Origin of the sequence: Hydrocarboniclastica marina (assembly GCF_004851605.1) — a bacterium.
Taxonomy (GTDB): Bacteria; Pseudomonadota; Gammaproteobacteria; order Pseudomonadales; family Oleiphilaceae; genus Hydrocarboniclastica; species Hydrocarboniclastica marina.
Genome location: NZ_CP031093.1, coordinates 3,440,012 through 3,465,685, shown reverse-complemented (window position 1 = coordinate 3,465,685; position 25,674 = coordinate 3,440,012). Strand labels below are relative to the sequence as shown.

Genomic DNA, 25,674 nt, shown 5'->3' with positions numbered 1-25,674 from the left:
CGATGATGAGTGACGGTGACGCTATAGGCACAAAAGTTTTTCTTCTATCGTGTGGTCAGTACACCACCAAGAAGAATTTCATCACGGCATTGTTCTCGCTGATCAACAGATCCGATCAGAACGCCGAGCATGTGCGCCTCGATGGCGATCGGGTGTTGTACGACGAAACAAGCGGTTCGGTGACGCTTTCAACGCTCAACGCCGCTACCGCCATAGACATGGCCCGCCATTACTCAATGTTCGTAATTCCCGGCTTCCGGAAGGAGGTCAGCTTCGGTCAAGGCGACAACGGGCCGGTACAGCGGGTGGAGAGCAACCTCTTCTATGACGAAGACGGGTGCTTCCTCGTGGTCACAGAAGTGGACATGGCGTTTGCCCCGGATAGTGATTCCGAGTCGATCTGCAAGTATGTTCTGGCCCGCAGGGAGGTCTTCGCGAACCTTGGGCTTGTGGACTACATGGAGGGCATTTTCCGGCAAGCGGAAGCGGCTGTTCACGAAGTTGTGTCTGCCAGGGAGAAGAAGTTCCCGAAGGACGGTGTTCGGTTTTCCCAGGAGTGTACGCTCCCTCTGCTCGTGTCAGAGGCTGAGATGAGCAACGGTGTTCTGGAACGATTCAGGAATGAAGAGTCCCTGAAGTCGATCTCCTGCCGCGAGGGCATAGACTCAGAGTATCCCGAGGCGTTTTTCCACCCCGGCTGGAACTATACAGTCGCGTTGAATTTGCCTCCGCAGGTGTGCCTGAATCTTTTACAGATCATGATCCGTTGCCAATGCCTGTTCTTTTGCCTGGGCTATTTCAAAACATACTTCCAGGACGAGTTCCGGATCGCCAGTGATCGCAGACATATCATGGGGCATCGCGAGGTGGAGGAGGCTGATCGGGTCAGGCTGGCGTTCCACGATCTGAGTGCAAGATATTTTGCGTTCCAGAATAAACTGTTCCCCAAGTATCACGACGAAGCCGTGCGGCTGCTGCAGCGGTGGCACTGTTATGACGATCTTGAGAATATCGAGAAGTACATCGATCTGAACTTCCAGGCCAAGGAGCGGTTGCATAACACCAACCTGGAACGCCAGAACGAGAAGCAGAATTACGCGCTGGCGTTAATCGCCGTTTTTCAGGTTCTGGCTATCTTCGGCGCACTCAGCGATGGTGTTTCGGTACTCTCCTTTAGCCAGGAGGTTTTCTGGGCGGGCACGGCGCTTTGCATAGGGTCTATCGCTGCTTTCTTTATTCTGTCCCGCTACACCGTGAGCCTGTTTGTTTTCCTTGGCGTGTCGCTGGCGGTCGCAGGCTATCTGTTTATTTGAGGAAGCGGTTACTTGAGGACACAGTTACTTGGGGAACCCGTTATTTGAGGAGCTTGCCAATGAAAACGATAGGGCTTATTGGCGGTATGAGCTGGGAGTCAACCCAGACGTATTACCGGCTCATCAACCAGAAAGTACGAGCCGAACTGGGCGGTCTCCACTCGGCAAAGCTCGTGCTCCATAGCGTGGATTTTGCAGAGATCGAAGCCTTACAGCACCAGGGCGACTGGGCCGCACTGGCAGAGATACTGATATCGGCGGGCCAATCGGTTGAGGCGGCCGGGGCGGACTTACTGGTGCTCTGCACGAACACGATGCACAAGGTTGCGGCCCAGATCGAGCAGGCTGTTAGCCTCCCCTTCCTGCACATAGCCGACGCCACGGCCCGGGCGCTGCTAAAAGACGGGATAACGACGGTGGGATTGCTGGGGACGCGCTTTACGATGGAACAGGCATTCTACGTCGAGCGCCTGCAGCAACACGGCGTCCAGGTTGTGGTGCCGGATGAAAGTCAGCGAGCGTTGGTTCACGCGGTAATCTACGACGAACTATGCCGGGGTGTGGTCAAGCCCGAGTCCAGAGCTGCCTATCTGGAAGTCGTTGCATCATTGGCTGAGCGCGGTGCTCAGGGGGTCATCCTTGGGTGTACGGAGATCGGCCTGTTGATCCAGAGCTCTGACACAGAGGTCCGGCTCTACGACACGACTGAGATACATGCTGAACAGGCGGTTGAGGTCGCCCTGGCGTAAAGCATCAGGCACTCACTCGAATCCATTGCGCGCTAAAGGCTCTCTTGCAGCAGGGCGTGGCCGGCATTTCTGAAGGCCCTGCTCAGTGCTGTGATCGACTACGCGTTACTGATAGAACGCAATCCCTCCAAAGCTCAAAACGCTGGACGACACCCATGAGTGCTGATATTTTTCCGCAGCACAAAACATGACAGGAAGTTCATCACTCAGGGAGAGAGTTAAATGATTCGCCGTTACACGCTTTTCTACGCTGCGCTGTATGCAGCTATCACAGTCGTCTTGTTTATCATCCAAACCGTTCTGGACCTGGAAGGTGGCACGAGCGTTGCCGCAACCATGGCTATCCTGACCGCAGTGTTCATAGGGCAGACCTTCGCCAAGGAGCAGCAGCGCAGAGCCTCCCGCAAGGAACTGCATCTGATGTTGGCGACTTTTACCTGCGTAGCTACAGCTGTGTCCTTTTTACAGGTGATGATCCTGCTATGGACAATGGCGCCGCTCGATCGTGACTTTTTGCTCGAGGACATCAGTCCAGGGATCATGCTGGTTTTCGTTGTGATCGGCTTAGTGCTGCACTACGGTCTCACCTGGCTAGGGTTTACCCTCGGTTGTCGGCGGGTTCTGAAACGGCAGGCAAAGCTCCGCGACGCCAACTGAATCCGGCCTGTTGGAAGCCATCGGGAGTGGGCACTCTCTGATGCGGTAGAGGCAGTGGCGCTTTAGTTCGCTCGCCGCAGGCACTGCGGGATGCTCAAATGTGCCATCCTCTTCCATTTCCAGGCGGGGCATGACTGCCTGGGATCGTTGATTTGTCACCGCCGTGAACGACACGATCTCCTGCAGGCCAATCACTTCAAAACCGACGCGCAAGACTTCCCGCGCCGCCTCGGTCGCATAGCCGTTACCCCAGTGCTCATAGGCAAGTCGCCATCCGATCTCAACGCATGGGGAGAACGGCAGCCTATCAGTGGGCACGTGCAGACCGACGAAGCCCAAGAAACTCCCCGACGTTTTCAACTCAACAGCCCAGAAACCCCACCCGCGCTCGGCAATAAGGCTGGCACAGCGGTCGGCCATGGCATCGCTCTGCTGAGCGCTCAACAGGTCGGGAAAATACGCCATGACGCTTGGGTCGGCATTGAGTTCAGAAAATGGCGCTTTGTCGCTCTGGCGCCACTGTCTCAGTACGAGTCGATCAGTTTCAGGTTCGAGAATCTGCATGGTTGTTGCTTGCCGTAGAGCGAAGGCGACTATGCGCTTCTGATGGTTCAGGTTTTGGCTACAGGCATTTCCTTCGCCACGCATTGGATCCGGCCCCTGAACAGAATTACACGCCCTTCTCGTTCGAGTTCCTTGAGGAGCCTGCTGATCACCTCCCGCGCCGTGCCCAGTTCTTCGGCGATCGCCTGGTGAGTCATGTTGATGACACCCTGACTGGCGCGGGCGCTCAACCAGTCCTCCAGGCGTTGGTCCATCCGACGGAATGCAACCTCTTCCACCAACAGCATCAGGTCATCCAGGCGGCGACCATAGGAAGCCATGATACTCGTGCGAAACGCGGCCGACGCGGCCATCATCCGGTCGAACAGTTCGCGTGGCAGCGAGATGGCCTGGGTAGCTTCCTCGACAATGGCCTCGGCCCGGTAACGCTGTCCGCACATGAGGCAGCCGATCGACAGCGTGCAGACTTCATAGGCACCCATACGATACAGAACGATTCGGCTGCCCGACGCGCCGGTCATCTGTACCCGCACTGACCCGCTGAGGATCAATGGCAGCCCTTTACAGGGATCGCCCGGGCTAAAAACAGTCTGGCCGGACGGCAACGACGCGATCTGCAACGTATTTTCCGCCTCCCTCTGAAGGAGCGGCGGCAAGCCCTCAAGTATCGGATGTTTCATCAGGAATATACCCCGTTATTTACCTGCCCGCTGTGTGACTTAGTCACTGAGTTCCCTGTTGCCCGGTTGCACAATGAAATCCCGCAACTGGATGCAGACAGGAGAGACGATATGACCACAAACATGGGAACGACAGACAGAATTATCCGCGCCTTGGTGGGAGTAATCCTCATCGCATTGGTATTTGTCGGCCCGCAGACCGCCTGGGGCTGGATCGGCCTGGTGCCTCTGTTGACGGCATTGGTCGGCATTTGCCCGGCCTACTCGTTGCTCGGCATAAAGAGCTGTAAAACCAGATCTACCCGATAATTGGGGAGTGGATAACATGCCCAGATTGACCTACAAGTTGTTGCTGATTGCGTTGACTAGCCAGTGACTCACCTTCCGCTGATCAGGACCTTGCCCGGGCTTTTCTGGAACAACGCTTTTTGAATATGATCCGCAGAGTTCGGACCATCCGCCATCGCAAAGTGCTTCTTCTCGTCGATGAAGAGGTGATGATCAGCAAGCTTTAACGGAATGTTGGTGTCGACTGCATCGGTAAACCCGGCGAGCATGATTTCAATCGGATCGGGAACGTCAACGAACGCCACTGGGTCGCCTTTTTCCTGAACCAGTTGCCTGGTTTCGGGTGTCAGCTCAACTCAACGTTGAGCAAGCTCGGCGCCATTAAGGAAAAGCGGTCTGCGTTGTCGCCGACGCAGGCTCTGCTTGACCGTCTAGCTTCAGTTCGATTTCTCTGAGTATGACGACGCCATCCAGTTAAACCAACGGCCCATCCTCAAGCTCCGCAAATCGCGGCAATCCATCAGTGAACTCAAACCATTCTGCCGCTGAATTCGCGTAGATGTGATGGCTGGGTCGGGCGTCTATTGGCGTCGTCAGTGTACCTATGCGAAGGCGCAGAACATCGGGCTTTGAGTCGAGCCGGCTATAAAGCGGGCTGCCGCATTCCCGGCAAAAGGCCCGCTTCTTGCCGGGCCGGGACTCGTACTCCTTGACAGATTCCTGGCCTGCTGTGAACCGGAATTGGGACGCCAGGATGGGGCTGTTGGTGGCAAACGCAGAACCTTGGGCGCGACGACACTGGGAGCAGTGGCACATGGCGATTGGCCCCAGTTCGCCGCTGTATTCGTATTGTATGCGCTCGCACAGACAGCATCCCTGAAGCATCTATCCTCCTTTTGACGCACTAGCCGGGGATTTGCGAAGCGCGTTCCAGCACCCAGCAACGGGTATTGTTAGTGAAACCCAGGCGTTCGTAATAGGCGCTGGCCGCTGGGGCCGCGATAAGGATAAGTTTACAGTGCGGCCCAAGCTGGTTTTGAGTGACGCTTTGCAACTGTTTGCCAATGCCACATTTCTGGTAGGCCTGGCATACCGCGAGATCTGACAGGTAGCAGGCGTAGTGGAAGTCGGTCATGGATCTGGCAAGGCCCACCAGAGTGTCCGCGTCCCAGGCAGTGACGACCAGGTTGCTGTTCGCGATCATGCCCTCCATGCACTCGTGGTCATGAATCGGCCTGCGCTCACCCAGCGTCGACCTCTTCAGGAGGTCGATAAACTGATCGGCGGTAATTCCCGTGTTGATTCTGTATTCGATGCTCATGCTTTTCCTTGGCTAGGCTTCTTATACCGCTCCCTGAACAGGTACTCTTTAAACCAGTACCTTGTCACTCCCGCCCGGAAAGCCGGTCGTTACGGACCAGAAAGCGCCCGTCTATCCGCACTGCCAGTGGTTCACCGGCTATTGGCGGAGCGCCCTCGGGCGGCGGCCTTTGAGCATGGATATGCAAGTGCGGCTCGGTACTGGCGCCAGAATTGCCGACTTCGCCCAGGAGTGAACCCACCGTGACAGTATCCCCCGGTGACACGGTAACCCGATTCTGGCGCATGTGGGCAAGCACGATGTCAGCGTCATCGCAGCGCAGGATGACATGATTGCCCAGGCGGTTGACCATATCCTGGTCCGGAACCCGAAAATCAGGCATGCGGCCCTCCGCCGCGATCACTTCGCCGGTGCAAGGAGCGTGAAGCCGTGCGCCGAAGATTGCGTAGTCGGCAGGGTCCCCTGGCTGAAAGCCGGCTGCCCTGAAGCCCCAGGGCCCGACGCCGAAGAAGTCCACGGCATAAGACTGCCCGCGCCACGGCCGGAAGCGCTCAGTATTGAGGTCGAGCGTTTTCAGGTGGCCGTTTACCAGGGTATTGGAACCGCCGTGGCCCACCATGTAAGTCCCCGGGCCAAACGGATTCACAATGTCGACGGTGGCGGTGTTCGGCATAAAACGCCCAGATACTGCTTTGGTGCCGTACCAACCACCCGCCCCAAGAAGAAACAGTGACACAAAGACGGGAAGCCAGCGTACGACGCTTTGCGGGGTCGTGGGCATACTCGACCATTGCCGGCGCGCCGGAAGGGTCAGCGTGGAGCTCAGCCAGAGCGTTCCATAAAGCCAGGGCAACCACCAGGCGGTCAGCGCCCACTGGGAAACTAAAGCCAGCGCCAAGACCGTCGCCCCAATACCAGCGGCCTGCAGAAAAAGGCCGAGGCGGTTTGCGGCCGGGAACAATGCCAGCCATAAGAGCAACACAAGCGGCAGTGCGATCTGGACGGCGATGACAAGAGCGATCATGGCGGTGCCGATCCTCAACTAAAAAAGAGCCCCATGTCGGGTCCGGGCGCGCAGCTGTAGCTGTTCCCGACCGCCGATGGGCGGGTGGCCCGTAGCGGCCCGGTTCAGTAGAGCCTGACCAATCGACCAGGAGCGCCGCTCCCTGGTTGAAGCACGGCAAAGCCTTCGTGAGCGACCCCGCTAGCCAGCAGCTTGCTGGGTAAGGGAATGGGCGTTTACCCAATCAATGATGGTTTTCGCGACCAACTCAGGATCATCCAGCATCGGCAGATGCCCCACCTTGGGCAGCACACGCCACTCCGCCTCGGGGATGAGTTCGCGGGCAATCGGCCCATTCACTTCCGGCGGAAAGATGCGGTCAAATTCGGCCCATGCCAGCAAAACAGGGCAGGGCGCGGGCGTAAGGGGTGCCATCGCTTCAGTCGTGTTCAGCAAGTCATACTTGGCCGTACAGCCGAGCAGATCGTCGGCCATGCTGATCAGTTCCTGGCTGCTCACGCGGGCACCGTTCACCGCGTTTTCCCGCATGGCGAACTTGCGGATGATCCCCAGCCGGGAGGCCAAAGGCAGGGCCCAGCGCGTGGCACGCGTCAGCCGAACCACGCCTTTCAGCTTATCTGTGGCCTGGCGCTGGCCGCTTTTGGCAACATCCCAGCAACCGGCAGGCGAGAGTGCGCATACACTGCTCGCTCTGCCCCGGCGCGCCAGTTCCAGTGCGATCCAGCCGCCCAGTGAGTTGCCCACGAGGTGAGGACGGTCAAGCTTCAGTTGGTCCAGCGCCGCCTCTGCGTCATCGACCAGGTCACTGATGCCGATGCCGGGCCCAGCGGCTTTGCCACCTCGGTGGCCCAGAGACGTATGGGCGAAGACCTCGCAGTGCGGTGAAAGAAGAGGGACCAAGGGAGACCAGACTCTTTCGCTACAGGTCACGCCGTGAAATAGCACGACCGGTTCGCCGTTTCCTTCTCTCAACATTTTTGGGCTTCCAGATTTATAGTTATTCGCCGATCTGACGCATTAAGTAGAGCGCTCATTAAACAGAATTTTGTTGGAAAAAGGGTCCACTACCTCGAACATCCGGTCGCCCCAGGGTGCCGTGTCGATCTGAGGCCGGCAGAATCGGTACCCGTGCGCTGTGACTTCTGCGAACAGTCCGTCAAGGTCGTCGGTGTTGACGAACACTTTCGAGCCCGGCGTGCAGTCACCGGAGTGCTCGCTGAGGTGGAAAACCAGGTCGCCTTTGGACACCTGCATGTAAATCGGAAAGTCCGCTCCGAAGCGGTGCTCCCAGTCCACCGCCATCCCCAGAAATCCGAGATAGAACGCTCTGGCCTTGTCCTCATCGAAGATGCGAATTATCGGGATTGCCTGGAACGACAAAGGTACTCTCCTCAGACGCAGTAGCGTCGTCTGCAAGGGGACGGGCAGTCAGCCGCATTCCGGCCCGTTTTCAACGATCAGGAGCCCGACCGCTGTTCATGCCGGGTGCGCAGTAAAAGATAAGCAGCAAAACCCGTGGCTACGCCTGGTACTACCCCTAACACCAGTGTTACCCAGCCATGCCGGATGCCTTTGAGCTTTGCCTCATAAATAACCCATACGGCGAGAATCAGCCAACAGAAGATAACATCGAGTGAGTAGCCCGCGGCGAAAGGATTAACAAAGCCGCCGGCAAATGCGCCGAGAACGTCGGCGTTTTGTAAAAGGGGCGGCAGGACCAATATTACAAAGACAGCTGCGAAGCCGGCACCCAGTACAACGAGCAAAGCAGTGAAAAGTCGCGAGTTCATAAGGAGTCCAGTAGCGGCCACATGATATCGATGGCCTTGTTTGACGTTAACCCAAATCCCGATGGCGGCATCGAAACTCCCCGTCTAGTAGGCGGGTTCACCTCGTAGCCAGAGAATGCTGGAGCCTGGGCGCGAGCGCCCAGGCTCATCTCGGCTTTGATAAGTGAGATTACCGCTGTGAAACGCCTGTTGGCTAGACCCCGGACCAGCCACGTTTTAGATTGAACAGGTAACAACTTGGATCAATCAGACGACAACAGAACGCTGCAACACAGGCAGGCCAGGGAGGGATAGTCATGAGCGCCGACGAAGAGCAAAAGTCACAGAGCTATAACCGCTTCAAAAAACATAACGGCAAACAGTACTCAGGCATGCCGGTTGGGCGGGCCCATAAATGGTACTACGACCAGGGCGAATGGCGAGAGCGCAAGCTAACCCCGGATGAATGGGAAATCTCCTACCAGACGACAAAGCGACGCGCGGCGCAGGCACCGGAAAAGTCGGGTGCGCCGGTTGGCACGGAATACAACTGGCTCATCGTATCGCACCAGCGCGTCGACAAGCTCGATGCGAACAGCTACATGACTTGCATGGAAGGGAAAAAATTCAAGATCGCTCACAAACGGGCCAGTAACGCCAAGTGGAGCGCGAGTGAACGGGCACAGCGCAAACAGGTTATTCAATACCTTGAGCAGGTGATCGCCGAACTGAAGGAAGCTGACGAGACCGAAGTACTGCCTTACAGCGTCGGCGAACACAACCATGTATATGGTCTCAATCTGAGAACAAAAGCCGAGCTGCTTGAGATGGCGCAGGCATATTCAATCGAAGGCACCTCGAAGATGAAGCGCGACGAGCTGCTGGCAGCCGTAAAGAAACGGGTCTACCAGGCCCGGGCTGAACACGAAGGTGATGGTGAAGACGGGTCCCGTGAACGGAACGATGCCGCCGGTCGCGAGCTCGAGTCCCAGTCAAAGGACGATCTTTACCGGCTCGCCAGCGAGCGCAGGATTCATGGTCGCTCCAAAATGACCAAGTCGGAGCTTGCCAGTGCGCTCGCAAGCTAGCCGTGTATTCTCGTCTCAGGTAGTCAAAGAACCAGGGCCAGGTTCGCCCAGGCTTCGACAGGGATTCAGCCCATCGAGAAAACGGCACCGATCAGCAAATAACTGAACCCCGTTACCACGACGATCCCGAGCAGGTTGAGCGCGAATCCGGCGCGGATCATGTCTTTGATGCTCATATGTCCGCTGGAGAAGACAATGGCGTTGGGCGGTGTTGCGACCGGCATCATGAACGCACAGCTCGCGGCTATGGCGGCGGGTACGGTGAACAACAGAACCGGCACCCCCTGGGACATCGCAAGGGCCCCCAGCAAGGGCAGAAAAGCCGCTGCCGTAGCCGTATTGCTGGTTACTTCCGTCAGAAAAATGATAACCGCCGTCACCAGTGCGATCATCACCAGTGTGGGCAATGCATCTGAGCCAGACAGACTCTCGGCGATCCACTCGGCCAGTCCCGAACTGCTTATCACACCAGCCAGCGCCAGACCGCCGCCGAAGAGCAATAGCACACCCCACGGCAGCTTTTCCGCCGTCGTCCAGTCGAGTACAAATACCCGTTTCTGAAAGTCCACAGGCAGCAGAAACAACAAAATCGCTGCACCGATGGCTATGCCCGTATCGGTCAGCCAGGGCATCAGTCCGGCGGATAGCAGCGGCCTGAATACCCAGCCCACCGCCGCCAGCACAAACACCACCGCGACCAGCTTTTCAGCCTTCTGTAATGGCCCGAGTTTCGCAAGCTCGTCCCGTATCATCTCGCCGCCACCGGACTGGCCAGATAGGCCAAAATCGCTGCGGGTCAGCCACCACCAGGTCAGGCCGAGCATCACCAGAGAAACCGGAACACCCAGCAGCATCCACTGGGCGAACCCAACCTCAATGCCCTGGTTCTCTACAAGATAAGCCGCCAGTAGTGCGTTGGGCGGCGTCCCGATCAGCGTGGCTATACCGCCGATGCTGGCGGCGTAGGCAATAGCCAGCAGCAAGGCCGTGGCGTAACGCCGGGAGCCCTCGGAATCACCTTGCTCCGTCATGGCAATAACCGAAAGGCCGATGGGCAGCATCATGATAGATGTAGCTGTGTTACTGACCCACATGCTCAGGAAGGCGGTGGCCAGCATAAAGCCGCCGATCTGCCGCTTGGGCTTACTGCCGACGGCGCGCAGTGTCAGCAGCGCGATACGCCGGTGCAGGTTCCAGCGCTGCATCGCCAGCCCCAGGGTGAAACCGCCGAGGAAGAGGAAAATGATCGGGTTGGCGTAAGGCGTCGTGGCGTCACGAATACTGCCCAGATCCAGGGCTGGTATTAGCACAATAGGCAGAAGCGCCGTAGCGGGGATCGGAATGGCCTCGGTGGACCACCAGGTTGCCATTAACAGCATCAGCCCCAGCGCGGCCCAGGCTTCGGTGCTCATGCCCTCCGGTGCGGGCAGTAGTAACGTCGCCAGGAGGAGCAAAGGACCGACAATAAGGCCGATGACCTGGGTCCTGGGTAAGCCTCGCTCTGGAGGTTGCTTTGCGTCCTGCATAATCTCCAACCCTATCGCCAGCAAGAGTGATGATCCGTTCGGCCCAGTGTAACAAAGTGTGCCTGATCAGCTATATGCCATGTGCACCGAACCAGAGTGAGATCGACACCAGAGCCTGTGATACTGGTTCGCGCATCAAAGGTCGCGGACGGGCATGATTGAAACACGCAGCTGACTACCGCACGGCCATGGCTTCTGTCGCCCGTCCAGCAAAAGCCACTTCTGCAAAATGACGACACCGAGAGCGCCTATGCCGACTTCTCCTGCAGCACAGCCAGATATCCCTGACCAGGCCCCATCTCGTCAAAAGCCAGGCAACCGCATATGGCGCAACTGGTCCGGCTCGCAAACGGCAACACCGGCGGCCTGGTTGCGGCCAGAATCAGAGGCTGAGCTGGTCAGGCAACTTCGCAACGCCCGGGGCCAGATTCGGGTAACCGGAGCCGGTCACTCGTTCAGTGCACTGTGCACGACGCCCGATACCCTGGTATCGCTCGACCGGCTCCGCGGTCTGGTTAGCCACGACAGCCAGACCCAACAGGCCACTATCCGGGCCGGCTCACGCCTGCAGGATCTGGGGGAACCGCTGTGGGAGCTGGGGCAGGGTCTTATAAATCAGGGCGATGTGGACGTTCAGTCCCTCGGCGGTGCGTGTGGCACCAGCACGCACGGCACTGGGCGGGAACTGGGTTCGCTGTCGGCCCAGGTACGGGGCTTGCGTCTGGTAACGCCTGACGGTGAGGTGGTCGAAGCAGACGCCGAGCACAACGCGGAAATCTGGCAGGCGGGCGCCACCTCGCTGGGCGCCCTTGGCGTGGTTACGCAAATCACTCTGCAAAACCGCGCTCGTTACCACCTGGCTGAACACGAGTTCCTGCTGCCGCTGAACGAAGTTCTGCGCCGTTTCGATCAACTTGCCCGGGACAATCGGCACGCCGAGTTCTGGGCTTTTTTCCGGTCTGACCAGGCCATCGTCAAACTGCTCAACGAAACAGAAGCCGCACCTACCCCCGCGCCGCGCTTCCAGCTCCCCGTGAGCATGGTACTGAACCTGACCTCGCGCGTTGCCCATGGTATTCCCGGCGCTGATGGCGCTATGCAGAAGCTGCTCACCGGGCTACACAGCGAAATGCGCCGCAGCGGTCGTGCCTATCAAATCTTTCCTTCGCCCCGGGACGCACGTTTCAACGAAATGGAGTATGAGGTCCCTGTCGAGCGGGGCCTCGAGTGCGTGCAGGAGATCTTTTCAACCGTGCGCCGCTCGGGCATTCGTACCCTGTTTCCGCTGGAGTATCGGCGGGTTGCAGCCGACGATGTATGGCTTTCACCCTTCTTCGGCCGCGACAGTGCCTCGATCTCGCTGCATCAGCACATCTGTACCGATTATCGGCCGCTGTTCGACCTGGTTGAACCGATCTTCTGGAAGTACGGCGGGCGGCCGCACTGGGGCAAATTGCACTCACTGGACGCAACCCGGCTGGCGGAGCTCTATCCCCATTGGGAGGATTTCGCCCGAGTCCGCAAACAGCTCGATCCGGACGGGCGCATGCTGAACGACCACCTGCGCCGTATCCTGGTGCAGCCATGAGCAACCGCGCCCGCAATATCTGGACACAAGCGGAGGCCAAATACTTCCAGCAACTGCAGGCTACGCTCAAAGCTCAGGGTTTCTTGCGCCCCAGCCTGGTGATCGATCTCGACCGTCTGGATCACAACATTCAGGAGGTGATGTCCTCGGTCCAGCGTGCCGGCAAGCAGCTCCGTGTGGTGGAAAAGTCTCTGCCGTGCCCGGGACTTCTGGGCTACATCGCCAACAAAACGGCTGCCCGACGGCTCATGTCCTTCCATCAGCCCTTCCTGAACCAGGACGCGGGCCTCTGGCCGGACGCTGACATCCTGCTGGGCAAACCGATGCCGGTCGCAATGGCAGAGCGCTTTTACCAGAAACACAGGGGCGCGTTTGATCCACGCCGCCAGCTGCAATGGCTGATCGATACACCGGAGCGGCTACAGCAATACCTGGCGCTGGCCCGAAAACTGGGTACCCGCCTGAATATCAATCTGGAGCTGGACGTTGGCCTGTGCCGGGGCGGCATTGCGGAAGGGCGGGCCGGCACTGAAGCACTTCGCCATATCCTGAGCACCATCGAGCAACAGCCTGAGCACTTCGCCTTTACCGGTTTTATGGGTTACGACCCTCACGTCGTCATGCTGCCCCGGCTGCTCGGCACGCCGGCAAAGCTGCTCGCGCACGCGATGGCGGTATACCGGGAGCGGGTGGACCAGGTACAGCAGGACTTTCCGGCGCTCTGGGCGCAGGCTACGGAGATTAAAGATCAGCCGGGCCTGACACTCAACACGGCGGGAAGCCCTACCTATCGGCTACACGAAACAGAGACGGTCAGTAACGAAATCTCCGTCGGCAGCGGCCTGCTCAAACCCGCTGACTTCGACCTGCCGTCCCTGAGCGGCCATCAGCCCGCTGTGTTTATCGCCACACCGGTACTGAAAAACACCGGCCCGTTGCGCCTGCCCGGTCTCGGTGATCCAGCGCGTCTGCTTCCAGGGCTGGGCCGCGGTCGGCGCGACACAATTTTCATCTACGGCGGGAACTGGCTGGCGGATTATGTCTGGCCCCCTGGCCTAAAGCCGAACCGTCTCTACGGCAGAAGCTCAAATCAGGAGATCGCAACCGTGAGTGCATCAGTGGGGCTGAAAGCTGACGATCTGGTTTTCCTGCGACCCCGGCAGAGCGAGGCCGTGCTGCTGCAGTTCGGCGATCTGGTGATCGTGCGGTCCGGGGAGGCGGTCGATACGTGGCCTGTGTTTGATCAGTGAGTCGAAACGTCAGGCATAAACGGCTCTGAGCGCCCTGGCACCGTTAAGGTTTAAACCAGTAGAAGAAAGGAATGCTGATGAAGAAGACAAGGAACCCTGTAACCATCGCGTAAGCTGCACCCTTCTCAAACAGAGTCGCAAACCGCTTTACGTCCAGGTCTTTATAGAGGATCCGGTAGTATTCGGAGCGAGGCACGAAGGGCAGCGTGCATGCATAGGCAAATATGAATGTATTAAAGAACCCGAAGTCGAGCGTGCCGGTTTCCCAGTAGTCACCAGAGGGTTTCAGCTTCTTTTTCAGGCGCCGGGTGAGGGTTAAACGAAGTGTAAAAAGGCTGAGTATAGCTGTGCCCATTCCTGCTACTGCAGCGAAAGCAAACACAATTTCCAGGGGTATTGTGTTCATTCGTATGCTTGGTCAAACTCGACAAATCTATTAATCAAAAAGGTAGATCAAGGGCCCGAACAAGAAAAAAATTGCCACACCCCCTATTGTTGCGTAAGCAGCCGCTGTCTCGAACCAGTTTGCGAATGATTTTACATCCAGATCTCTGTAGATCAGGCGGAACCTTTCAGATCGTTGTACGTAGGGGAGGGTACAAGCCCACGCAAAAAGGGCTGTGTTGATAAACCCGAAATCTAACGTACCGCTATCCCAGTATTCGCCGTTTGGTTTGAGTTTTTTCTTCAAGCGGTGCGTTAAAGTTAGCCTAAGCACCAGCAGGCCCAGCAGCATGGATGCTGCACCGGCCAAACCCACCAAACCGAAAAAAGTTTGAAGTGATATCTCAGGCATCATTTCGCCATATCGTAGGCTAGATTTATCAGGTCTTTAACGAGATAGTCTGCGCCGACTGCTATTGCCCCCCCGGCGACTACTCCAATAACAAGGCCGACTGGCGTTAAGGCTATAACCGTACCGATAACTGCGCCGGCACCAAGCCCAGCAAAAAAAGATCCACCCTGAACAACCGCTTCCCGCTCCCAATTACCGCCGCTCTGCCAGGTATGATAAACGCCATTGGCGCGGATATAGCCGTCGAGCAGAATCACGCCCGGTCCCAGTACCCGCCCTACCTTCGCAAACTTCGCGAGTTTCTGGACGTCTGCCGTGTCGCGAACAGGAATAGACTCCCATACCGTGCGACCGGTGGCGTTTGTGGTCTGGCGCATGCCGAAGGTGTTCTTGTTCAGGTAGTTTAACGACTTACTGTACAGAACCTGGTTCATCTCTTTGAATGCCGCGCCCGCACGCAACTTTGCCGCATTAACCATACGCGGCGCAGCGCGATGGTTCTTGAGGTCCTGGTACTGTTTGTTGGCGAAGTCGTATTTGTCGATGGCTTCAAGCACCTTGCTGGATTTCGCCACGGCGGCACCCATACCGTTCCCGCCGAAGGTATTCAGGTCGCCGACCACGTTTGGGATGCGCGTCTCCCATAGCAGATTTGCCAGCCCCATCACGGCTGCTCCGCCAGCGTACTGGCTGAGGCTGAACAGGTTCTTCTGCTCTTCTGAGGTACAGGTCAGGAGCGGACTGATACTTATGTCAGCCGCCTGATCAGCGGAAGGCACAATAACGGGACGGTTGGGAGGACAATTGCTGTTGGCGCTGGCGGTCTGCCAATTGGCCGCCAGAAAGCGTCGTTCGAACTCGTCCGGCGCCATGTTTTGGGGACAAGCGTTCTGGGCGATCTTGCGGGGTGTACTGACGGTCCGGGGGTAGAAAATCGATGAGGCCATGGTCTTCCTTGAGGGTATGTCGTCCGTGATTTGCGCCTCGCTGAGGCCGTTGCCCCCGCCCAACCTTTCAGGTAGGTAATGCGCTCATGGACGGAAGTTTAAGAATCATCTGCCAGGAAGTAAAGTTCGTTTCAGCACTTACTGGCTTTTGCATAGATAAAAAGCCTGGCGAGGGTTACCGAAACATTTACACGCAGGGCGCAGAGCATGGGTGACGCGGGGTGGGGGAAGTACGAGATTGCGATCAGGCCGTCCGGCTACGCGATGCACGGCTACGGGCAGATCACTCATCGGGCGACGAGCGAAGGTGGTCCGCTGTTCGCTCGCAGCCTGTTCTTTCGCGATAAAGACGGCAAGACCCTGATCTTCTGCTGCCTGGACCTTGGCTACGTCACCCACGCCATGCGCGCTGGCGCTGTCGAGCAATTGGCTTCCCGGATGGGCTCGGGCTTTAACGCAGAGTCGTTTGTGCTCACCTGCACCCATACCCATTCCGGCCCCGGCGGTTGTGCCCATGAGGTGCTCTACAATCTGGTCACCCCCGGATTCCAGCCCGAGCACCTGCAGGCCGTGGTCAGTGCAATTGTAGAGTCGGTGGTTCAGGCATGGATGACCGCGGAAGAGACTGAACTCTGGTTGGGCTCCGGTTGCTTTGATGAGCACGTGCCCGTGGCCTGGAATCGCTCGCTCAGAGCCTGGAATCGCAACCCCGACGTCAGTCCTTACCGCGAGGGCGAAAACCACAAAGCCCTGGACCGGCGAATGCAGGTGCTGAGTCTGCGCCGGGACGGGCAGGTGAAGGCGCTGTTGTCTCTGTTCGGCGTACACGCCACCTGCCTGGGCAGTTCGCTCAACCAGCACAATGGTGACAATAAAGGCTACGCCGCGGCCGAAACCGAAGCCCGGCTCGGCGACGGTGCGGTTGCGATCTTTGCCCAGGCTAAGGCGGGAGATGTCTCACCGCACTACCACGGCCCAGGCCAGGCCGACCGCCGCAAGGCGATAAAGGGTGAGGCGGAATACGCGTACGCCGAGTCCAACGGCCGCAAACAGAGTGAGCTCGCGCTGGTGATCGCGGCATCCCCAGCGCAGGACAGAATCAACGGACCATTGGACGGTGTGCTGACCTACGTCGATTTCAGCAATGTCCATGCTGACCCCGGATTCGCCAACGGCGAACCCGAAGCCCGGACCAGCGACCCCTGCCACGGCGTTTCGTTCGCAGCGGGGACGCCGGTGGATGGGCCCGGTGTCGCGCCGGCGCTGCTGCCGCTGTTGCGGCTGGCGAGCCGAGCGCGCCGCGCCCTTAAGCAGGGTGCTCTGTCGCAGCGTGACGCTGAGGAGCGTGCATACTTCCGCCGGCTCTACCGCTCACAGGGCCCCAAGGACATCTTCATGGAGTTGGGTCGGCGACAGAATGGCAAGCGCCCCCGCATCCCCGGCTTTATTGACCCGCTGGTGGCGGAACTGAACCGTCAGGAGAAGGCAGGGGCCATCAAGGAAAGCGAAATGGTCCCGTCAGTGTTGCCGCTGCAAATTGTCCGGCTGGGAAGCCTGGCACTGGTCTGCTGTCCCGGCGAGTTCACAACGACGTCCGGCAGACGCCTCATCGAGACCGTAAACACCTGCCTGAAGGGCTCCGGTATCAGCCAGACGTTGATCTGCACCTACTGCAACGAGTACATGGGCTACGTCACCACCTATGAGGAGTACCAGGAGCAGGCCTACGAGGGCGGACACACGCTCTATGGCCAGTGGAGCCTGGCCGCGTTCCAAACCCGTTTTGCCCAGCTGGCCGCAGAGCTGCCCAAAGCTGCTGCGGATCGCAACTACGACAGGGCGACCCGACCGGTGCCGCCACCGGACCATGAGCTTTCCCGGCGGTCCGGCTTACCGCCCTGGCAATAGCCAGAAACGTGAGTGGCTGAAAAACAGGGCCGGCGAGGTAGGCGCGTCCTCTCGGTCGATATGTGTACATCAGTTACAGTAATTTACAATGCGGGATCTGTCGCCTGTCTATACTCCAGCTGGCTCTGAGTAAGGGTATCCGAGTCAGTTAGCAAGAAAGAGAAACTTTCTAATCTGGAGAAGGCATGAAAGAGTTCAAACGTTCAGTTCTGGTTCTGGCGGTAGCATCGAGTCTTTCCCTGGCAGGTTGTGGTGGAGGATCCAGTTCAGATTCCTCTGAGTCGCCGAACTCTTCCGGCGGCGGTACAACAACTGAGTCCCAGACCATTACGGCCATCGATGGCTATCTCGAACGCGCTGATGTGTATATCGACGCCAACGACAACGGGCAGTTTGACGAAGGCGAAGTTAAAGTCGGCACAACAGGCGAGAACGGAACGCTGGAGATCTCTGCCGAACAGTTCAGTCAGCCGCTGGTTGTTGTCGCGGTAGAAAACGTGACCTGGGATTCTGACAGTGGCCTGGTCGATACGCCCTTTTCACTCAGTGCAGAAGCCGGTTCGGACTATGTGACACCGTTTACCGACCTGGCCAAGAAGACAGGCAAGTCAATCTCTGAACTGGCTCAGGAGTTGGGCGTAGATGCCGCCATTCTGGCCGGGGATTACATTAAGGCGAAAAGCGACGCGGCGCAGGCAGAAGAAGCCGGGGTGGTCCACGCGCTCGCCCGTTTTGTGGTCGCGGAGGCCAAGCAGGCTACCGACATCAGCACAGTCGCCAGTAATCTGGGCGCCGCCAAAAGCGAAATAGTGGCCCAGGTTAAAAGCGGGAAGAATGCGGATGATATCGAGCTGGACCTGGAAGACAGCGGGGCTATCAAAACCGTAGAACCAACCCGCCTTGCCTTCTCCAAAGCGGCGCTGCAGGACACCAACTGGTCCATGTTCCGGTTTGATGACAACGGCGACAACGAGCAGTTCTATGTCCGGTTTGGCACCGCTAACCAGGCAAACACGGTATGTATCAACAACGAGACATTTGTTTTCCTGAAGGGTGACGAGACTGTCGCCAAACCGGATGATACCTGCGCGGCAGGCTCGACCTTTGAAGTCTCAGCAAATGGCAAGCTCATCCTGGCCGGGGAAGACAGCGACGGCGCCTGGCGTGATGAATTCACCATGCTCTACCGGCACACCGGCGACGGTATTGCAACATACGTCATGATCAGTGACCTCGGCGAGCTGCTGTGGATGGACAGCGTCAATGTGCTCGAAGACGCAGGCGACTTCGCCATTGCTGAAGACGTGACCTACTACATGTTAAGTGACGACAGCGCCACCCGTGACGAAGTTGAGTACATCGTGGGCAAGATGTCGTACACCGTAGCCGGAGCGGAGCCCTTCACCGTAGGTGGCGAGGAACAGTCCCTCAATCTGGGCAACCTGGAGTTCGGCGACCTGGACGGCAGCTTCTCTGGAGCAACCTCGTTCAGGTCCGTGCCGCTCTACACGATGGAAGGTTGGGAAACGAGTGATAACGACATCCTCATCACAGTTGAAGAGGCGAGCACGGACGAAGACTATGAACACTGGTTCTTCGAGTACCGCAAAGCGGGCAAGCTCGCCCTGATGATGGACTATAAGCCGAGTACTAGCGGTGAGAGTCTGTTCCTGCAATCCGAGAGTGAAATGCTGATCAAAGAGCTCGCCGCGCAGGTCGAGGCCCGCAACAGTGGGCAGCAGGGCGACCAGTAAGCGAAACCTTCTCGTGCGGGATGTCGCCCGCACGCTCAGTTAACCCTGGCCGGCTACCCGATCTTTGTAGCTGGCCAGGCCTCTGCAGGCTCTCCCCGCCCAACGGGTTCGCCGATGACCTCCGTAAGCTGCCGCACTCACCTCACCGCAAATGGATCCCGGAAAGAATCTGGTGGGACTCTTGAGGGAATTCCCAGTCCAAAATAATCCAGAATTCAAGCTAGTCACCCAACCCATCCCAACCCAAAAGAACCCAACAGAACCCGCAAATCAGCTTGTACGGGATCGCCGCTCTGGGCCGGTTCCTGTTGTAAAGTGTACGGGAAGACATGGCTCGCAAACCGGAGGCTCCGCCCGTGGCTAACTCACCCGTACGCACTGAAGAAAACGGACACGTCTGCACAATCATTCTGGACCGGCCCGAAAAGAAAAACGCTGTGGACCGGCAAACCGCTGAACTCTTGCGGGAAGCTTTTGAGCACTTTGAAGCCAGCGATACGCTTAGAGTCGCGGTGCTCTGGGGTGGCAACGGCACTTTTTGTGCGGGCGCCGACCTCACTGCCATGGGCGACCCCCAGACCCGCAATGTCGTCGACCCCGAGGGCAAAGGGCATGGCCCGATGGGGCCCAGCCGGATGATGCTGAGCAAACCGGTGATCGCAGCGGTTTCCGGCTATGCCGTCGCCGGCGGCCTGGAACTGGCTCTGCTGTGCGACCTTCGCGTCGCGGAGCAGTCCGCGGTATTCGGTGTGTTCTGTCGGCGGTGGGGCGTGCCACTGGTGGATGGCGGCACCGTACGTCTGCCCCGTATTGTCGGCCAGTCCCGCGCCCTGGACATGATCCTGACTGGCCGCCCCGTCGACGCGGATGAGGCCTTTCAGATCGGGCTGGCCAACCGTATAGTCCCAGACGGAACCGCCCGGCAAGCCGCCGAAGCACTGGCCGCGCAGATTGCTGAGTTTCCCCAACAGTGCATGAAAGCCGATAGGGCGTCGACGTACCGCCAGTGGGACCTTTCACTGGAGGATGCCCTCCAGAACGAGGGCCGGCAGGGCTATCCCGTTATCCATGAGGAGGCGCTGACCGGAGCTGACCGATTTGCGAAAGGCGCGGGGCGGCATGGCCAGTTCGAGAACTAAGTTTGGCCCGAAAAAGCTGAGCGGCAAAGAAGCTGCAAAACAGGCTGGACGCACACTCAACAGCGGCGCCTTCGCGCCGACAGATCTTCGTAGTCATGACCGATACCAGCACCAGAGCTTTCAGCCGGAAGGACAACTTGGCCACGGCGGGAGTATCGATGGTGGTGATTTCATCCTGAACACTCCCTCGGCCATAGAACTGACCAGGCTGAATCTTTTCCAAAGTGTTGAAGACTTTGGGGGCCGGGCGGTCATCACTTAGAGGACGCGGCCGCCGGAATCAGGCGCGCCTGGCTGCTGTAGCCGAAGGCGAAACCTGTTCCCTCGTTTAATGGGCGCGCCCTGGCCGCGAAGGATAATTGGCGGGGGATGGTCCGCGAGGAACCACTGGGAAGGAGTCAGGGTATAGTTTGGATTCCGCCTGACGTCCAACGTGCCTTTAGTTTTGACCGATTCGGTCCAGTGCCTCCACGCGCCGGATCTCCGAATCGTCAAATAGTCGCTCCCGCAAGCGCTGGATTTCCGCTTCTCGATCCTGCGTGGCCATGCCACTGTCGATGATGGTCTGGCGTTGTTGCTGGTAAGCGGTGTATTGCTGTTCCCACTGGGCCTTTCGCTGGTCCAACTGCGCCAGCCGATCGGCTGCCTCGGGGCCAAATTGCTGTTCCCGTAAGGCACGGATCTCCGACTCGCTGGTGCCCTGCTCGCGTAGCTGCTCCACCTTGTGCTGCACCGCCACCGGCGCCTGGGTGGCGGTTACCATCTTCTGCAGGGTATGGGGTAGGGCGTTTGTCAGGGAAGTCAGCCGCGCCTGTTGTTCCGCTTCGGGCAGGTTAGTGCTCTCCATGATTTCCCGACGGGACAGCTGGAATTCGTCGTAGGCGTTCTCCAGCCCGAAAAAGGCGTCGTTGGCCTCGGCGTCGAACCAGCTCTGGCGCAATGCCCGGCGCTGTGCGACGACGTTACGCATGCTCGCCGAAGTCCCGTCGTGGGACGGCAAGTTGGATATGGCTTCCTTGGCCCCCATGTATTGCCCGAACAGCCTCCAAGCCTGCTGCGCCGCTTCCGGCGGGAGGTGACGGTTGATATGGTGCGCCAGCCTGGCCTTCACCGTTTCGAAGTCCTCTTCGCCGATCGTGGTCAGGAAATAGTCGAATACCTGGCGCACGCCAGGGGAGACAATGAGCTGGCCGTTGGCATCGGCTTTGAGTTCGCCGTCCACCGCGGTGCCGTCTAGGGACTCAGGGCGCTCCCCGAGGCTGCTCCCCATGGCGGCGTAATAGGCCAGTGGATTTTCTTCGTGCTTGGGCGCTACAGGAGCTGGGGCATTGACAGGAGAAGCGGAGGGCGGGGTGGACAGGGCAGAAGTGGTGGATATTGTTTCCCGTGGTGGCGTGGGCTCCGTCAGGTAAAGCTGTACCCCAACGACGATAGCCAGAAGGGCAAGCAGGACAAAACCCGTTTTTATTATTCTGGCATGCATCTGCGTTCTCGATTTTGTCTCAGTAAATAGGACTCAAGGACTATGGCAGACTGACTGTCTGCGTAACTCGGCCCTTGCACCGAGGCAATGTTCCGAATCGTGGGAATCCGTTGCCTTAACACTGCCTCGTTGGCCCGAGGCCTCGACCTGAGGCCATGGTCAGTTATCCCTGCGCCCGCTGCCTCAATCAGTGTCTCCCGGCGCGCCAAATCCCAACGCACTGGACAGAACCGGGTCGGACTTGATGTTTTGCCAGTCGGCCTCGCTCCCGAGCAGTGCAAGGCTTACCCGCCCCATGGCCCTAAGATAGACCGGCATTTCCTCCTGCCGGGCGCCATTGCAGAACTGGTACCCGAGGTATTCGACACAATTGACCAGGGCGTTCAGTGCCACTCGATCGGGCGCGGTGCGACCGTCGGCGACCAGCATGTCGCTTAGCAAATTTGAAATCCGTTCGTTGTGCTCGGTTCGATGAACTCCAACAGGGGACGTGAGGTCGTGCAGTTCCCGAAACCGGGCTTCCATCAGTTTGCCCTGTGATCGTCCCCAGTTCAGGTAGCCCACCAGCACCGTAGGCAGGTAGTGAATGGCGCTCTCCCGCTGTATGGAAAAAACCTCCGTAAATAGCACTTCAAGCTCCTCGTTGCAGCGCATTACCACTGCCTCTATCGCCTCCCAGACAGAAGAGAAGTACTTGTAGAACGTTGGCCGTGAGACTCCGGCGGATTCCAGAATGAGCTCAACGGTGGTGTTATGCAGCCCGCGCTCGCTGTAGACCTCCCGCGTGGCATTGAGAATGCGCATACGCATGTGCATTTTTGGGCCCGTGCTTCCGGGCGGACGTCCTCTTCCCTTGCCGCCAGACTGCTTGGGCGCCATTTTGCCTCCATGATTATTTAACACGCATGTTAATTTTTTCGCAACCCCAGTGCGTTGGCAATCATACCAAACGGGCGTCTGCACGGCAGCGTATGCGTAGGGCTGAGGCTTAGTGCACAACGTTTTCACGACCACGGATCGGCAGGCTTTATAGAAAGTTAATATTAATATCAGTGTTAATTTTAATTGTTCCTCAGTTAGTATGGTCATGTTTTGAGCAGCTCCATCTACGCCCAAGGCAATCGAACAAAAACAAGATCAAGGAGAAACAGATGAAAACAACAACTTATCTAGGCCCCGTGTTCGCCCTGCTGTTGGGCGCCGGTGTAGCGCCAGCCCAGGCCGGTTGGTTCGACTGGCTCAATAGCAACGACACCTACACCGAAACCCGTTATCCCATCGTCTTGGCCCACGGCCTGTTCGGCTTTGACGACATAGCCGGCTATGGCTACTGGTATCGCATTCCGGAAGAGTTGCGCCGCAGCGGTGCTGAGGTCTACGTCAGCCAGGTCGCCTCCGCTAACAGCACCGAACTGCGGGGCGAACAACTGGCGCGTCAGGTCGAGACCATTCTGGCGGCAACCGGCGCTGAGAAAGTTAACCTGATCGGTCACAGTCATGGCGGGCCCACGGTCCGCTACGTGGCCTCGGTTTATCCGCAGTACGTCTCGTCCGCGACGAGCGTCGCGGGGCCGAATACCGGAGCGCTGGCGGCAGATCTGCTACAGGGGGTCGCTGAAAAGGCACCGCTCACCGGAGATGTATTGGCCAGCGTGGTCGACGGGTTCGCTGGATTCCTGGATTTCATTTCCGGAGGTGGCTACGAGCAGGACTCGCTGGCGGCGATGAATGCGCTGTCAACAAGGGTCATGGCCGAGTTCAACGCCAGCCATCCTCAGGGGATGCCGGCCAGGTTTTGTGGCGAGGGCAATGAGCTTGAGGACAACGGCGTTCGTTACTACTCCTGGTCTGGTGCCAACCCCGCAACCAACATTCTGGACATCGGCGATCTCGGTCTTGTCGCGTCCTCTATGCTGTACACAAGGGAGGGGCTGGAGAGCGACGGCATGGTTGGGACATGCTCTAGCCATTTGGGCAAGGTAATCCGGGACGACTATCGCATGAACCACTTGGATGAGGTTAACCAGGTGCTGGGCCTGGTGAGCCGCTTCGGGACGAGTCCGGTCTCGGTATTCCGCCAGCATGCAAACAGGCTCAAGCTGAAAGGACTGTGACGACCTGAACCGGCTAAATAGACGAACCCTCACCTTGGAGCGAGGGTTTCCCTTTTAAGAACATCAACGGGAAAAGCAATGCTGGCTATGTGCCACCCCTGGTGAAAATGCTGAACTCGGGGCCAGGTCCTGCCCGTACTCCTTCCACCCCAGTAAAGGCTAAGACTACGACCTGGCCTCGAATTTACTGTCCCCAAAGTTCGTCCCTACCCATTTATCAAAAGATGCGTCCAGATGCTGGCGCCGTACCCCAAAGCTATAACCGGGGTCCATTTCAAATGGCTCAGGAAGGTATAGTGGCCACGGGCCTGACCCATCAGCGCGACGCCGGCTGCGGAGCCAATGGACAACATGCTGCCGCCGACGCCAGCGGTGAGGGTGACCAGCAGCCACTGTACATCCGACATTTCCGGGTTCATGGTCAGGACGGCGAACATCACGGGAATGTTGTCCACCAGGGCAGACATCACGCCGATCAGCACATTGGCGATCGTAGGGCCGAGCTCACCATAGAGCGTAGCGGACATCATGCCCAGGTAACCAATAAAGCCCAGGCCGCCGACTGCCATGATCACGCCAAAAAAGAAGAACAGGGTGTCCCATTCGGAGCGGGCGATATGGTCGAAGACGTCAAAGGGTCTGCCCGCGCCCGAATCACCCGGCGGTGACTCCACGCTCTCGCTCCAGCGGGAAGATTCCTGCTGTTTGAGGTAGTACCCGGTCAGTTTCAGGTAGCCCAGGCCGAACATCATGCCGAACACCGGCGGGATGTGGAGGAACTGGTGGAAGCAGACGGCTGTGATAATGGTCAGCAGAAACAGCCCGCAAATCACCAGGCCGCCGGTTTTTATCAGGTTACCGGTCTCGCTCGGCGCCGCAGGTCTTCCTTTGGGTAACGCAAAATGCATGCAGACGGCCGGCACCAGAAAGTTGACCACGGCGGGGATAAACAGGAGGAAGAAGTCCTGAAAAGGCAGCACGCCTTTTTGCCAGACCATCAGTGTGGTGATGTCCCCGAACGGGCTGAAAGCGCCGCCGGCGTTGGCACCGACGACAATATTGATACAGGCCAAAGAGATAAACGTGGGGCTGTCCTTGCCTACGGCCAAAACCACGGCGCACATGATCAGTGCCGTGGTCAGGTTATCCGCCACCGGCGAGATGCTGAAGGCGAGTACACCGGTGACCCAGAACAATCCGCGATAGCCCAGGCCCTTACCCAGCAGCCAGTTGCGAAGCTGGTCGAAGACACCGCGTTCCAGCATGGCGTTGATGTAGGTCATGGCCACCAGCAGGAAGAAAAACAGCTCGGCATACTCAAGGAAGTTGTGGCGGATTACTTCTTCTACGGTGTCCGGGTAGCCGCCTGAACGGTAAGCGATTGCCAGCAGTATCCAGATGAGACCCGCTGCAATGAGCATGGGTTTGGATTTCCGAAGATGAATTTTCTCTTCAAGCATGACCAGCAGATACGCGACCGCAAAAATAGCGAGGGCCGCATAGCCGAACGGGCTGTGGGTCAGATCGAGGGTTTCGCTATGGGCTTCCTGCGCCATACCTGGCATGGACACCAGCAGTCCGCCGAACAACGCCAATAGGTGCTTCATTTTGCGCTCCACTCGGTCTCGATAAAGGGGGTTAGTGTGTATTTCGCTAGCTGGCTGGGGAAGCATGGCAGGTTGGGCCGTCATGACTTCTGGCTCGGCTAGACTTTGC

The 25,674-nt window shown here is 58.2% G+C and carries 28 protein-coding genes; 12 read left to right on the top strand and 16 right to left on the bottom strand.

What is annotated here, in order from left to right:
• The first annotated feature begins 2 nt into the window (after positions 1 to 2).
• The 3 genes from soil367_RS15310 (at position 3) to soil367_RS15300 (ending at position 2,719) form a co-directional block, all read left to right on the top strand.
• Complete coding sequence (locus soil367_RS15310; protein WP_136549918.1) at positions 3 to 1,313, top strand: hypothetical protein; 1,311 nt, start codon at positions 3 to 5, stop codon at positions 1,311 to 1,313.
• 59 nt (positions 1,314 to 1,372) lie between these two features.
• Positions 1,373 to 2,062, top strand: a complete 690-nt coding sequence (locus soil367_RS15305) for an aspartate/glutamate racemase family protein (RefSeq protein ID WP_136549917.1) — start codon at positions 1,373 to 1,375, stop codon at positions 2,060 to 2,062.
• Between the two features lie 222 nt (positions 2,063 to 2,284).
• Positions 2,285 to 2,719, top strand: a complete 435-nt coding sequence (locus tag soil367_RS15300; protein ID WP_136549916.1) for an ABZJ_00895 family protein — start codon at positions 2,285 to 2,287, stop codon at positions 2,717 to 2,719.
• Here soil367_RS15300 and soil367_RS15295 read toward each other — a convergent pair.
• Both soil367_RS15295 and soil367_RS15290 read right to left on the bottom strand, forming a co-directional pair.
• Positions 2,654 to 3,283: a GNAT family N-acetyltransferase gene (locus tag soil367_RS15295; RefSeq protein WP_136549915.1), complete on the bottom strand. Its 630-nt coding sequence runs from the start codon at positions 3,281 to 3,283 to the stop codon at positions 2,654 to 2,656. The two genes, soil367_RS15300 and soil367_RS15295, sit on opposite strands and share 66 nt — an antisense overlap.
• A 47-nt stretch (positions 3,284 to 3,330) precedes the next feature.
• Positions 3,331 to 3,963 carry a Crp/Fnr family transcriptional regulator gene (locus soil367_RS15290; protein ID WP_246065350.1) on the bottom strand — a complete coding sequence of 211 codons (633 nt, stop codon included), beginning with the start codon at positions 3,961 to 3,963 and terminating at the stop codon, positions 3,331 to 3,333.
• A gap of 111 nt (positions 3,964 to 4,074) precedes the next feature.
• On the opposite strand from soil367_RS15290, the gene soil367_RS15285 reads away from it, so the two are divergent.
• Positions 4,075 to 4,272: a YgaP family membrane protein gene (locus tag soil367_RS15285; protein ID WP_136549913.1), complete on the top strand. Its 198-nt coding sequence runs from the start codon at positions 4,075 to 4,077 to the stop codon at positions 4,270 to 4,272.
• Positions 4,273 to 4,340: 68 nt separating this feature from the next.
• On the opposite strand, the gene soil367_RS15280 is transcribed toward soil367_RS15285, so the two are convergent.
• The 7 genes from soil367_RS15280 to soil367_RS15250 all read right to left on the bottom strand — a co-directional run bounded on the left by soil367_RS15280 (position 4,341) and on the right by soil367_RS15250 (position 8,386).
• Positions 4,341 to 4,556: a hypothetical protein gene (locus soil367_RS15280; protein WP_136549912.1), complete on the bottom strand. Its 216-nt coding sequence runs from the start codon at positions 4,554 to 4,556 to the stop codon at positions 4,341 to 4,343.
• 169 nt (positions 4,557 to 4,725) lie between these two features.
• A complete protein-coding gene (locus soil367_RS15275; protein WP_136549911.1) occupies positions 4,726 to 5,136 on the bottom strand; it encodes a GFA family protein in 411 nt (136 codons plus the stop codon).
• Positions 5,137 to 5,155: 19 nt separating this feature from the next.
• The gene (locus soil367_RS15270; protein WP_136549910.1) at positions 5,156 to 5,572 is read right to left on the bottom strand and encodes a GNAT family N-acetyltransferase; all 417 of its coding nucleotides are present in this window, start codon (positions 5,570 to 5,572) and stop codon (positions 5,156 to 5,158) included.
• Positions 5,573 to 5,636: 64 nt separating this feature from the next.
• On the bottom strand, positions 5,637 to 6,596 hold the full coding sequence (locus tag soil367_RS15265) for a M23 family metallopeptidase (protein WP_136549909.1): 960 nt from the start codon (positions 6,594 to 6,596) through the stop codon (positions 5,637 to 5,639).
• Between the two features lie 180 nt (positions 6,597 to 6,776).
• Positions 6,777 to 7,571 carry an alpha/beta fold hydrolase gene (locus tag soil367_RS15260; RefSeq protein WP_136549908.1) on the bottom strand — a complete coding sequence of 265 codons (795 nt, stop codon included), beginning with the start codon at positions 7,569 to 7,571 and terminating at the stop codon, positions 6,777 to 6,779.
• Positions 7,572 to 7,613: 42 nt separating this feature from the next.
• Positions 7,614 to 7,976 carry a glyoxalase superfamily protein gene (locus soil367_RS15255; RefSeq protein WP_136549907.1) on the bottom strand — a complete coding sequence of 121 codons (363 nt, stop codon included), beginning with the start codon at positions 7,974 to 7,976 and terminating at the stop codon, positions 7,614 to 7,616.
• A 77-nt stretch (positions 7,977 to 8,053) separates the two neighbouring features.
• The gene (locus tag soil367_RS15250; RefSeq protein ID WP_136549906.1) at positions 8,054 to 8,386 is read right to left on the bottom strand and encodes a DUF2834 domain-containing protein; all 333 of its coding nucleotides are present in this window, start codon (positions 8,384 to 8,386) and stop codon (positions 8,054 to 8,056) included.
• A gap of 296 nt (positions 8,387 to 8,682) precedes the next feature.
• On the opposite strand from soil367_RS15250, the gene soil367_RS15245 reads away from it, so the two are divergent.
• Entirely contained in the window at positions 8,683 to 9,453 is a 771-nt protein-coding gene (locus soil367_RS15245) for a Rho termination factor N-terminal domain-containing protein (RefSeq protein ID WP_136549905.1), read from the top strand.
• A gap of 65 nt (positions 9,454 to 9,518) precedes the next feature.
• Here soil367_RS15245 and soil367_RS15240 read toward each other — a convergent pair whose 3' ends face one another.
• Positions 9,519 to 10,979 (bottom strand): SLC13 family permease, encoded by a 1,461-nt coding sequence (locus tag soil367_RS15240; RefSeq protein WP_136549904.1) that lies wholly within the window; start codon positions 10,977 to 10,979, stop codon positions 9,519 to 9,521.
• Positions 10,980 to 11,208: 229 nt separating this feature from the next.
• Here soil367_RS15240 and soil367_RS15235 point away from each other — a divergent pair, with 229 nt between their 5' ends.
• Positions 11,209 to 12,567 carry a D-arabinono-1,4-lactone oxidase gene (locus soil367_RS15235; RefSeq protein ID WP_342777431.1) on the top strand — a complete coding sequence of 453 codons (1,359 nt, stop codon included), beginning with the start codon at positions 11,209 to 11,211 and terminating at the stop codon, positions 12,565 to 12,567.
• The gene (locus tag soil367_RS15230) at positions 12,564 to 13,817 is read left to right on the top strand and encodes an alanine racemase (protein WP_136549902.1); all 1,254 of its coding nucleotides are present in this window, start codon (positions 12,564 to 12,566) and stop codon (positions 13,815 to 13,817) included. Before soil367_RS15235 ends, soil367_RS15230 begins: the two co-directional genes overlap by 4 nt.
• 43 nt (positions 13,818 to 13,860) lie before the next feature.
• Here the strand turns inward: soil367_RS15230 and soil367_RS15225 are convergent, their stop codons facing one another.
• The 3 genes from soil367_RS15225 to soil367_RS15215 are packed head-to-tail and all read right to left on the bottom strand — an operon-like array spanning position 13,861 to position 15,560.
• The gene (locus tag soil367_RS15225; RefSeq protein WP_136549901.1) at positions 13,861 to 14,223 is read right to left on the bottom strand and encodes a hypothetical protein; all 363 of its coding nucleotides are present in this window, start codon (positions 14,221 to 14,223) and stop codon (positions 13,861 to 13,863) included.
• A 30-nt stretch (positions 14,224 to 14,253) separates the two neighbouring features.
• The gene (locus soil367_RS15220) at positions 14,254 to 14,616 is read right to left on the bottom strand and encodes a hypothetical protein (protein ID WP_136549900.1); all 363 of its coding nucleotides are present in this window, start codon (positions 14,614 to 14,616) and stop codon (positions 14,254 to 14,256) included.
• The gene (locus soil367_RS15215) at positions 14,613 to 15,560 is read right to left on the bottom strand and encodes a hypothetical protein (RefSeq protein ID WP_136549899.1); all 948 of its coding nucleotides are present in this window, start codon (positions 15,558 to 15,560) and stop codon (positions 14,613 to 14,615) included. Before soil367_RS15215 ends, soil367_RS15220 begins: the two co-directional genes overlap by 4 nt.
• 207 nt (positions 15,561 to 15,767) lie before the next feature.
• Between soil367_RS15215 and soil367_RS15210 the strand changes: the two genes are divergently transcribed.
• The 4 genes from soil367_RS15210 (at position 15,768) to soil367_RS15195 (ending at position 20,623) form a co-directional block, all read left to right on the top strand.
• Positions 15,768 to 17,468 carry a neutral/alkaline non-lysosomal ceramidase N-terminal domain-containing protein gene (locus soil367_RS15210; protein WP_136549898.1) on the top strand — a complete coding sequence of 567 codons (1,701 nt, stop codon included), beginning with the start codon at positions 15,768 to 15,770 and terminating at the stop codon, positions 17,466 to 17,468.
• Positions 17,469 to 17,653: 185 nt separating this feature from the next.
• Complete coding sequence (locus tag soil367_RS15205) at positions 17,654 to 19,222, top strand: hypothetical protein (protein WP_136549897.1); 1,569 nt, start codon at positions 17,654 to 17,656, stop codon at positions 19,220 to 19,222.
• Between the two features lie 356 nt (positions 19,223 to 19,578).
• Positions 19,579 to 20,361, top strand: a complete 783-nt coding sequence (locus tag soil367_RS15200; RefSeq protein ID WP_246065345.1) for a crotonase/enoyl-CoA hydratase family protein — start codon at positions 19,579 to 19,581, stop codon at positions 20,359 to 20,361.
• The gene (locus soil367_RS15195) at positions 20,342 to 20,623 is read left to right on the top strand and encodes a hypothetical protein (protein ID WP_136549895.1); all 282 of its coding nucleotides are present in this window, start codon (positions 20,342 to 20,344) and stop codon (positions 20,621 to 20,623) included. Before soil367_RS15200 ends, soil367_RS15195 begins: the two co-directional genes overlap by 20 nt.
• A gap of 177 nt (positions 20,624 to 20,800) precedes the next feature.
• On the opposite strand, the gene soil367_RS15190 is transcribed toward soil367_RS15195, so the two are convergent.
• Together soil367_RS15190 and soil367_RS15185 are read right to left on the bottom strand one after the other, a co-directional pair.
• Positions 20,801 to 21,844, bottom strand: coding sequence for a lipase secretion chaperone (locus tag soil367_RS15190; protein WP_136549894.1), 1,044 nt, complete (start codon positions 21,842 to 21,844; stop codon positions 20,801 to 20,803).
• A gap of 183 nt (positions 21,845 to 22,027) precedes the next feature.
• On the bottom strand, positions 22,028 to 22,723 hold the full coding sequence (locus soil367_RS15185; protein WP_172962365.1) for a TetR/AcrR family transcriptional regulator: 696 nt from the start codon (positions 22,721 to 22,723) through the stop codon (positions 22,028 to 22,030).
• 272 nt (positions 22,724 to 22,995) lie between these two features.
• Between soil367_RS15185 and soil367_RS15180 the strand changes: the two genes are divergently transcribed.
• A complete protein-coding gene (locus soil367_RS15180; RefSeq protein WP_136549892.1) occupies positions 22,996 to 23,958 on the top strand; it encodes a lipase family alpha/beta hydrolase in 963 nt (320 codons plus the stop codon).
• Between the two features lie 206 nt (positions 23,959 to 24,164).
• On the opposite strand, the gene nhaD is transcribed toward soil367_RS15180, so the two are convergent.
• Positions 24,165 to 25,565, bottom strand: coding sequence for a sodium:proton antiporter NhaD (gene nhaD / locus soil367_RS15175; RefSeq protein WP_136549891.1), 1,401 nt, complete (start codon positions 25,563 to 25,565; stop codon positions 24,165 to 24,167).
• Positions 25,566 to 25,674 lie beyond the last annotated feature (109 nt).

Bases quoted from the DNA above. Each gene is read 5' to 3' on its own strand.
- soil367_RS15180 (WP_136549892.1), top strand. From the start codon at position 22,996: ATGAAAACAACAACTTATCTAGGCCCCGTGTTCGCCCTGCTGTTGGGC.
- soil367_RS15285 (WP_136549913.1), top strand. From the start codon at position 4,075: ATGACCACAAACATGGGAACGACAGACAGAATTATCCGCGCCTTGGTG.
- soil367_RS15195 (WP_136549895.1), top strand. From the start codon at position 20,342: ATGGCCAGTTCGAGAACTAAGTTTGGCCCGAAAAAGCTGAGCGGCAAA.
- soil367_RS15225 (WP_136549901.1), bottom strand. From the start codon at position 14,223: ATGAACACAATACCCCTGGAAATTGTGTTTGCTTTCGCTGCAGTAGCA.
- soil367_RS15290 (WP_246065350.1), bottom strand. From the start codon at position 3,963: ATGAAACATCCGATACTTGAGGGCTTGCCGCCGCTCCTTCAGAGGGAG.
- soil367_RS15260 (WP_136549908.1), bottom strand. From the start codon at position 7,571: ATGTTGAGAGAAGGAAACGGCGAACCGGTCGTGCTATTTCACGGCGTG.
- soil367_RS15205 (WP_136549897.1), top strand. From the start codon at position 17,654: ATGAAAGAGTTCAAACGTTCAGTTCTGGTTCTGGCGGTAGCATCGAGT.
- soil367_RS15185 (WP_172962365.1), bottom strand. From the start codon at position 22,723: ATGGCGCCCAAGCAGTCTGGCGGCAAGGGAAGAGGACGTCCGCCCGGA.
- soil367_RS15230 (WP_136549902.1), top strand. From the start codon at position 12,564: ATGAGCAACCGCGCCCGCAATATCTGGACACAAGCGGAGGCCAAATAC.
- soil367_RS15300 (WP_136549916.1), top strand. From the start codon at position 2,285: ATGATTCGCCGTTACACGCTTTTCTACGCTGCGCTGTATGCAGCTATC.
- soil367_RS15240 (WP_136549904.1), bottom strand. From the start codon at position 10,979: ATGCAGGACGCAAAGCAACCTCCAGAGCGAGGCTTACCCAGGACCCAG.
- soil367_RS15210 (WP_136549898.1), top strand. From the start codon at position 15,768: ATGGGTGACGCGGGGTGGGGGAAGTACGAGATTGCGATCAGGCCGTCC.
- soil367_RS15245 (WP_136549905.1), top strand. From the start codon at position 8,683: ATGAGCGCCGACGAAGAGCAAAAGTCACAGAGCTATAACCGCTTCAAA.
- soil367_RS15190 (WP_136549894.1), bottom strand. From the start codon at position 21,844: ATGCATGCCAGAATAATAAAAACGGGTTTTGTCCTGCTTGCCCTTCTG.
- soil367_RS15310 (WP_136549918.1), top strand. From the start codon at position 3: ATGATGAGTGACGGTGACGCTATAGGCACAAAAGTTTTTCTTCTATCG.
- soil367_RS15235 (WP_342777431.1), top strand. From the start codon at position 11,209: ATGACGACACCGAGAGCGCCTATGCCGACTTCTCCTGCAGCACAGCCA.
- soil367_RS15295 (WP_136549915.1), bottom strand. From the start codon at position 3,283: ATGCAGATTCTCGAACCTGAAACTGATCGACTCGTACTGAGACAGTGG.
- soil367_RS15250 (WP_136549906.1), bottom strand. From the start codon at position 8,386: ATGAACTCGCGACTTTTCACTGCTTTGCTCGTTGTACTGGGTGCCGGC.
- soil367_RS15305 (WP_136549917.1), top strand. From the start codon at position 1,373: ATGAAAACGATAGGGCTTATTGGCGGTATGAGCTGGGAGTCAACCCAG.
- soil367_RS15270 (WP_136549910.1), bottom strand. From the start codon at position 5,572: ATGAGCATCGAATACAGAATCAACACGGGAATTACCGCCGATCAGTTT.
- soil367_RS15215 (WP_136549899.1), bottom strand. From the start codon at position 15,560: ATGGCCTCATCGATTTTCTACCCCCGGACCGTCAGTACACCCCGCAAG.
- soil367_RS15275 (WP_136549911.1), bottom strand. From the start codon at position 5,136: ATGCTTCAGGGATGCTGTCTGTGCGAGCGCATACAATACGAATACAGC.
- nhaD (WP_136549891.1), bottom strand. From the start codon at position 25,565: ATGAAGCACCTATTGGCGTTGTTCGGCGGACTGCTGGTGTCCATGCCA.
- soil367_RS15220 (WP_136549900.1), bottom strand. From the start codon at position 14,616: ATGATGCCTGAGATATCACTTCAAACTTTTTTCGGTTTGGTGGGTTTG.
- soil367_RS15265 (WP_136549909.1), bottom strand. From the start codon at position 6,596: ATGATCGCTCTTGTCATCGCCGTCCAGATCGCACTGCCGCTTGTGTTG.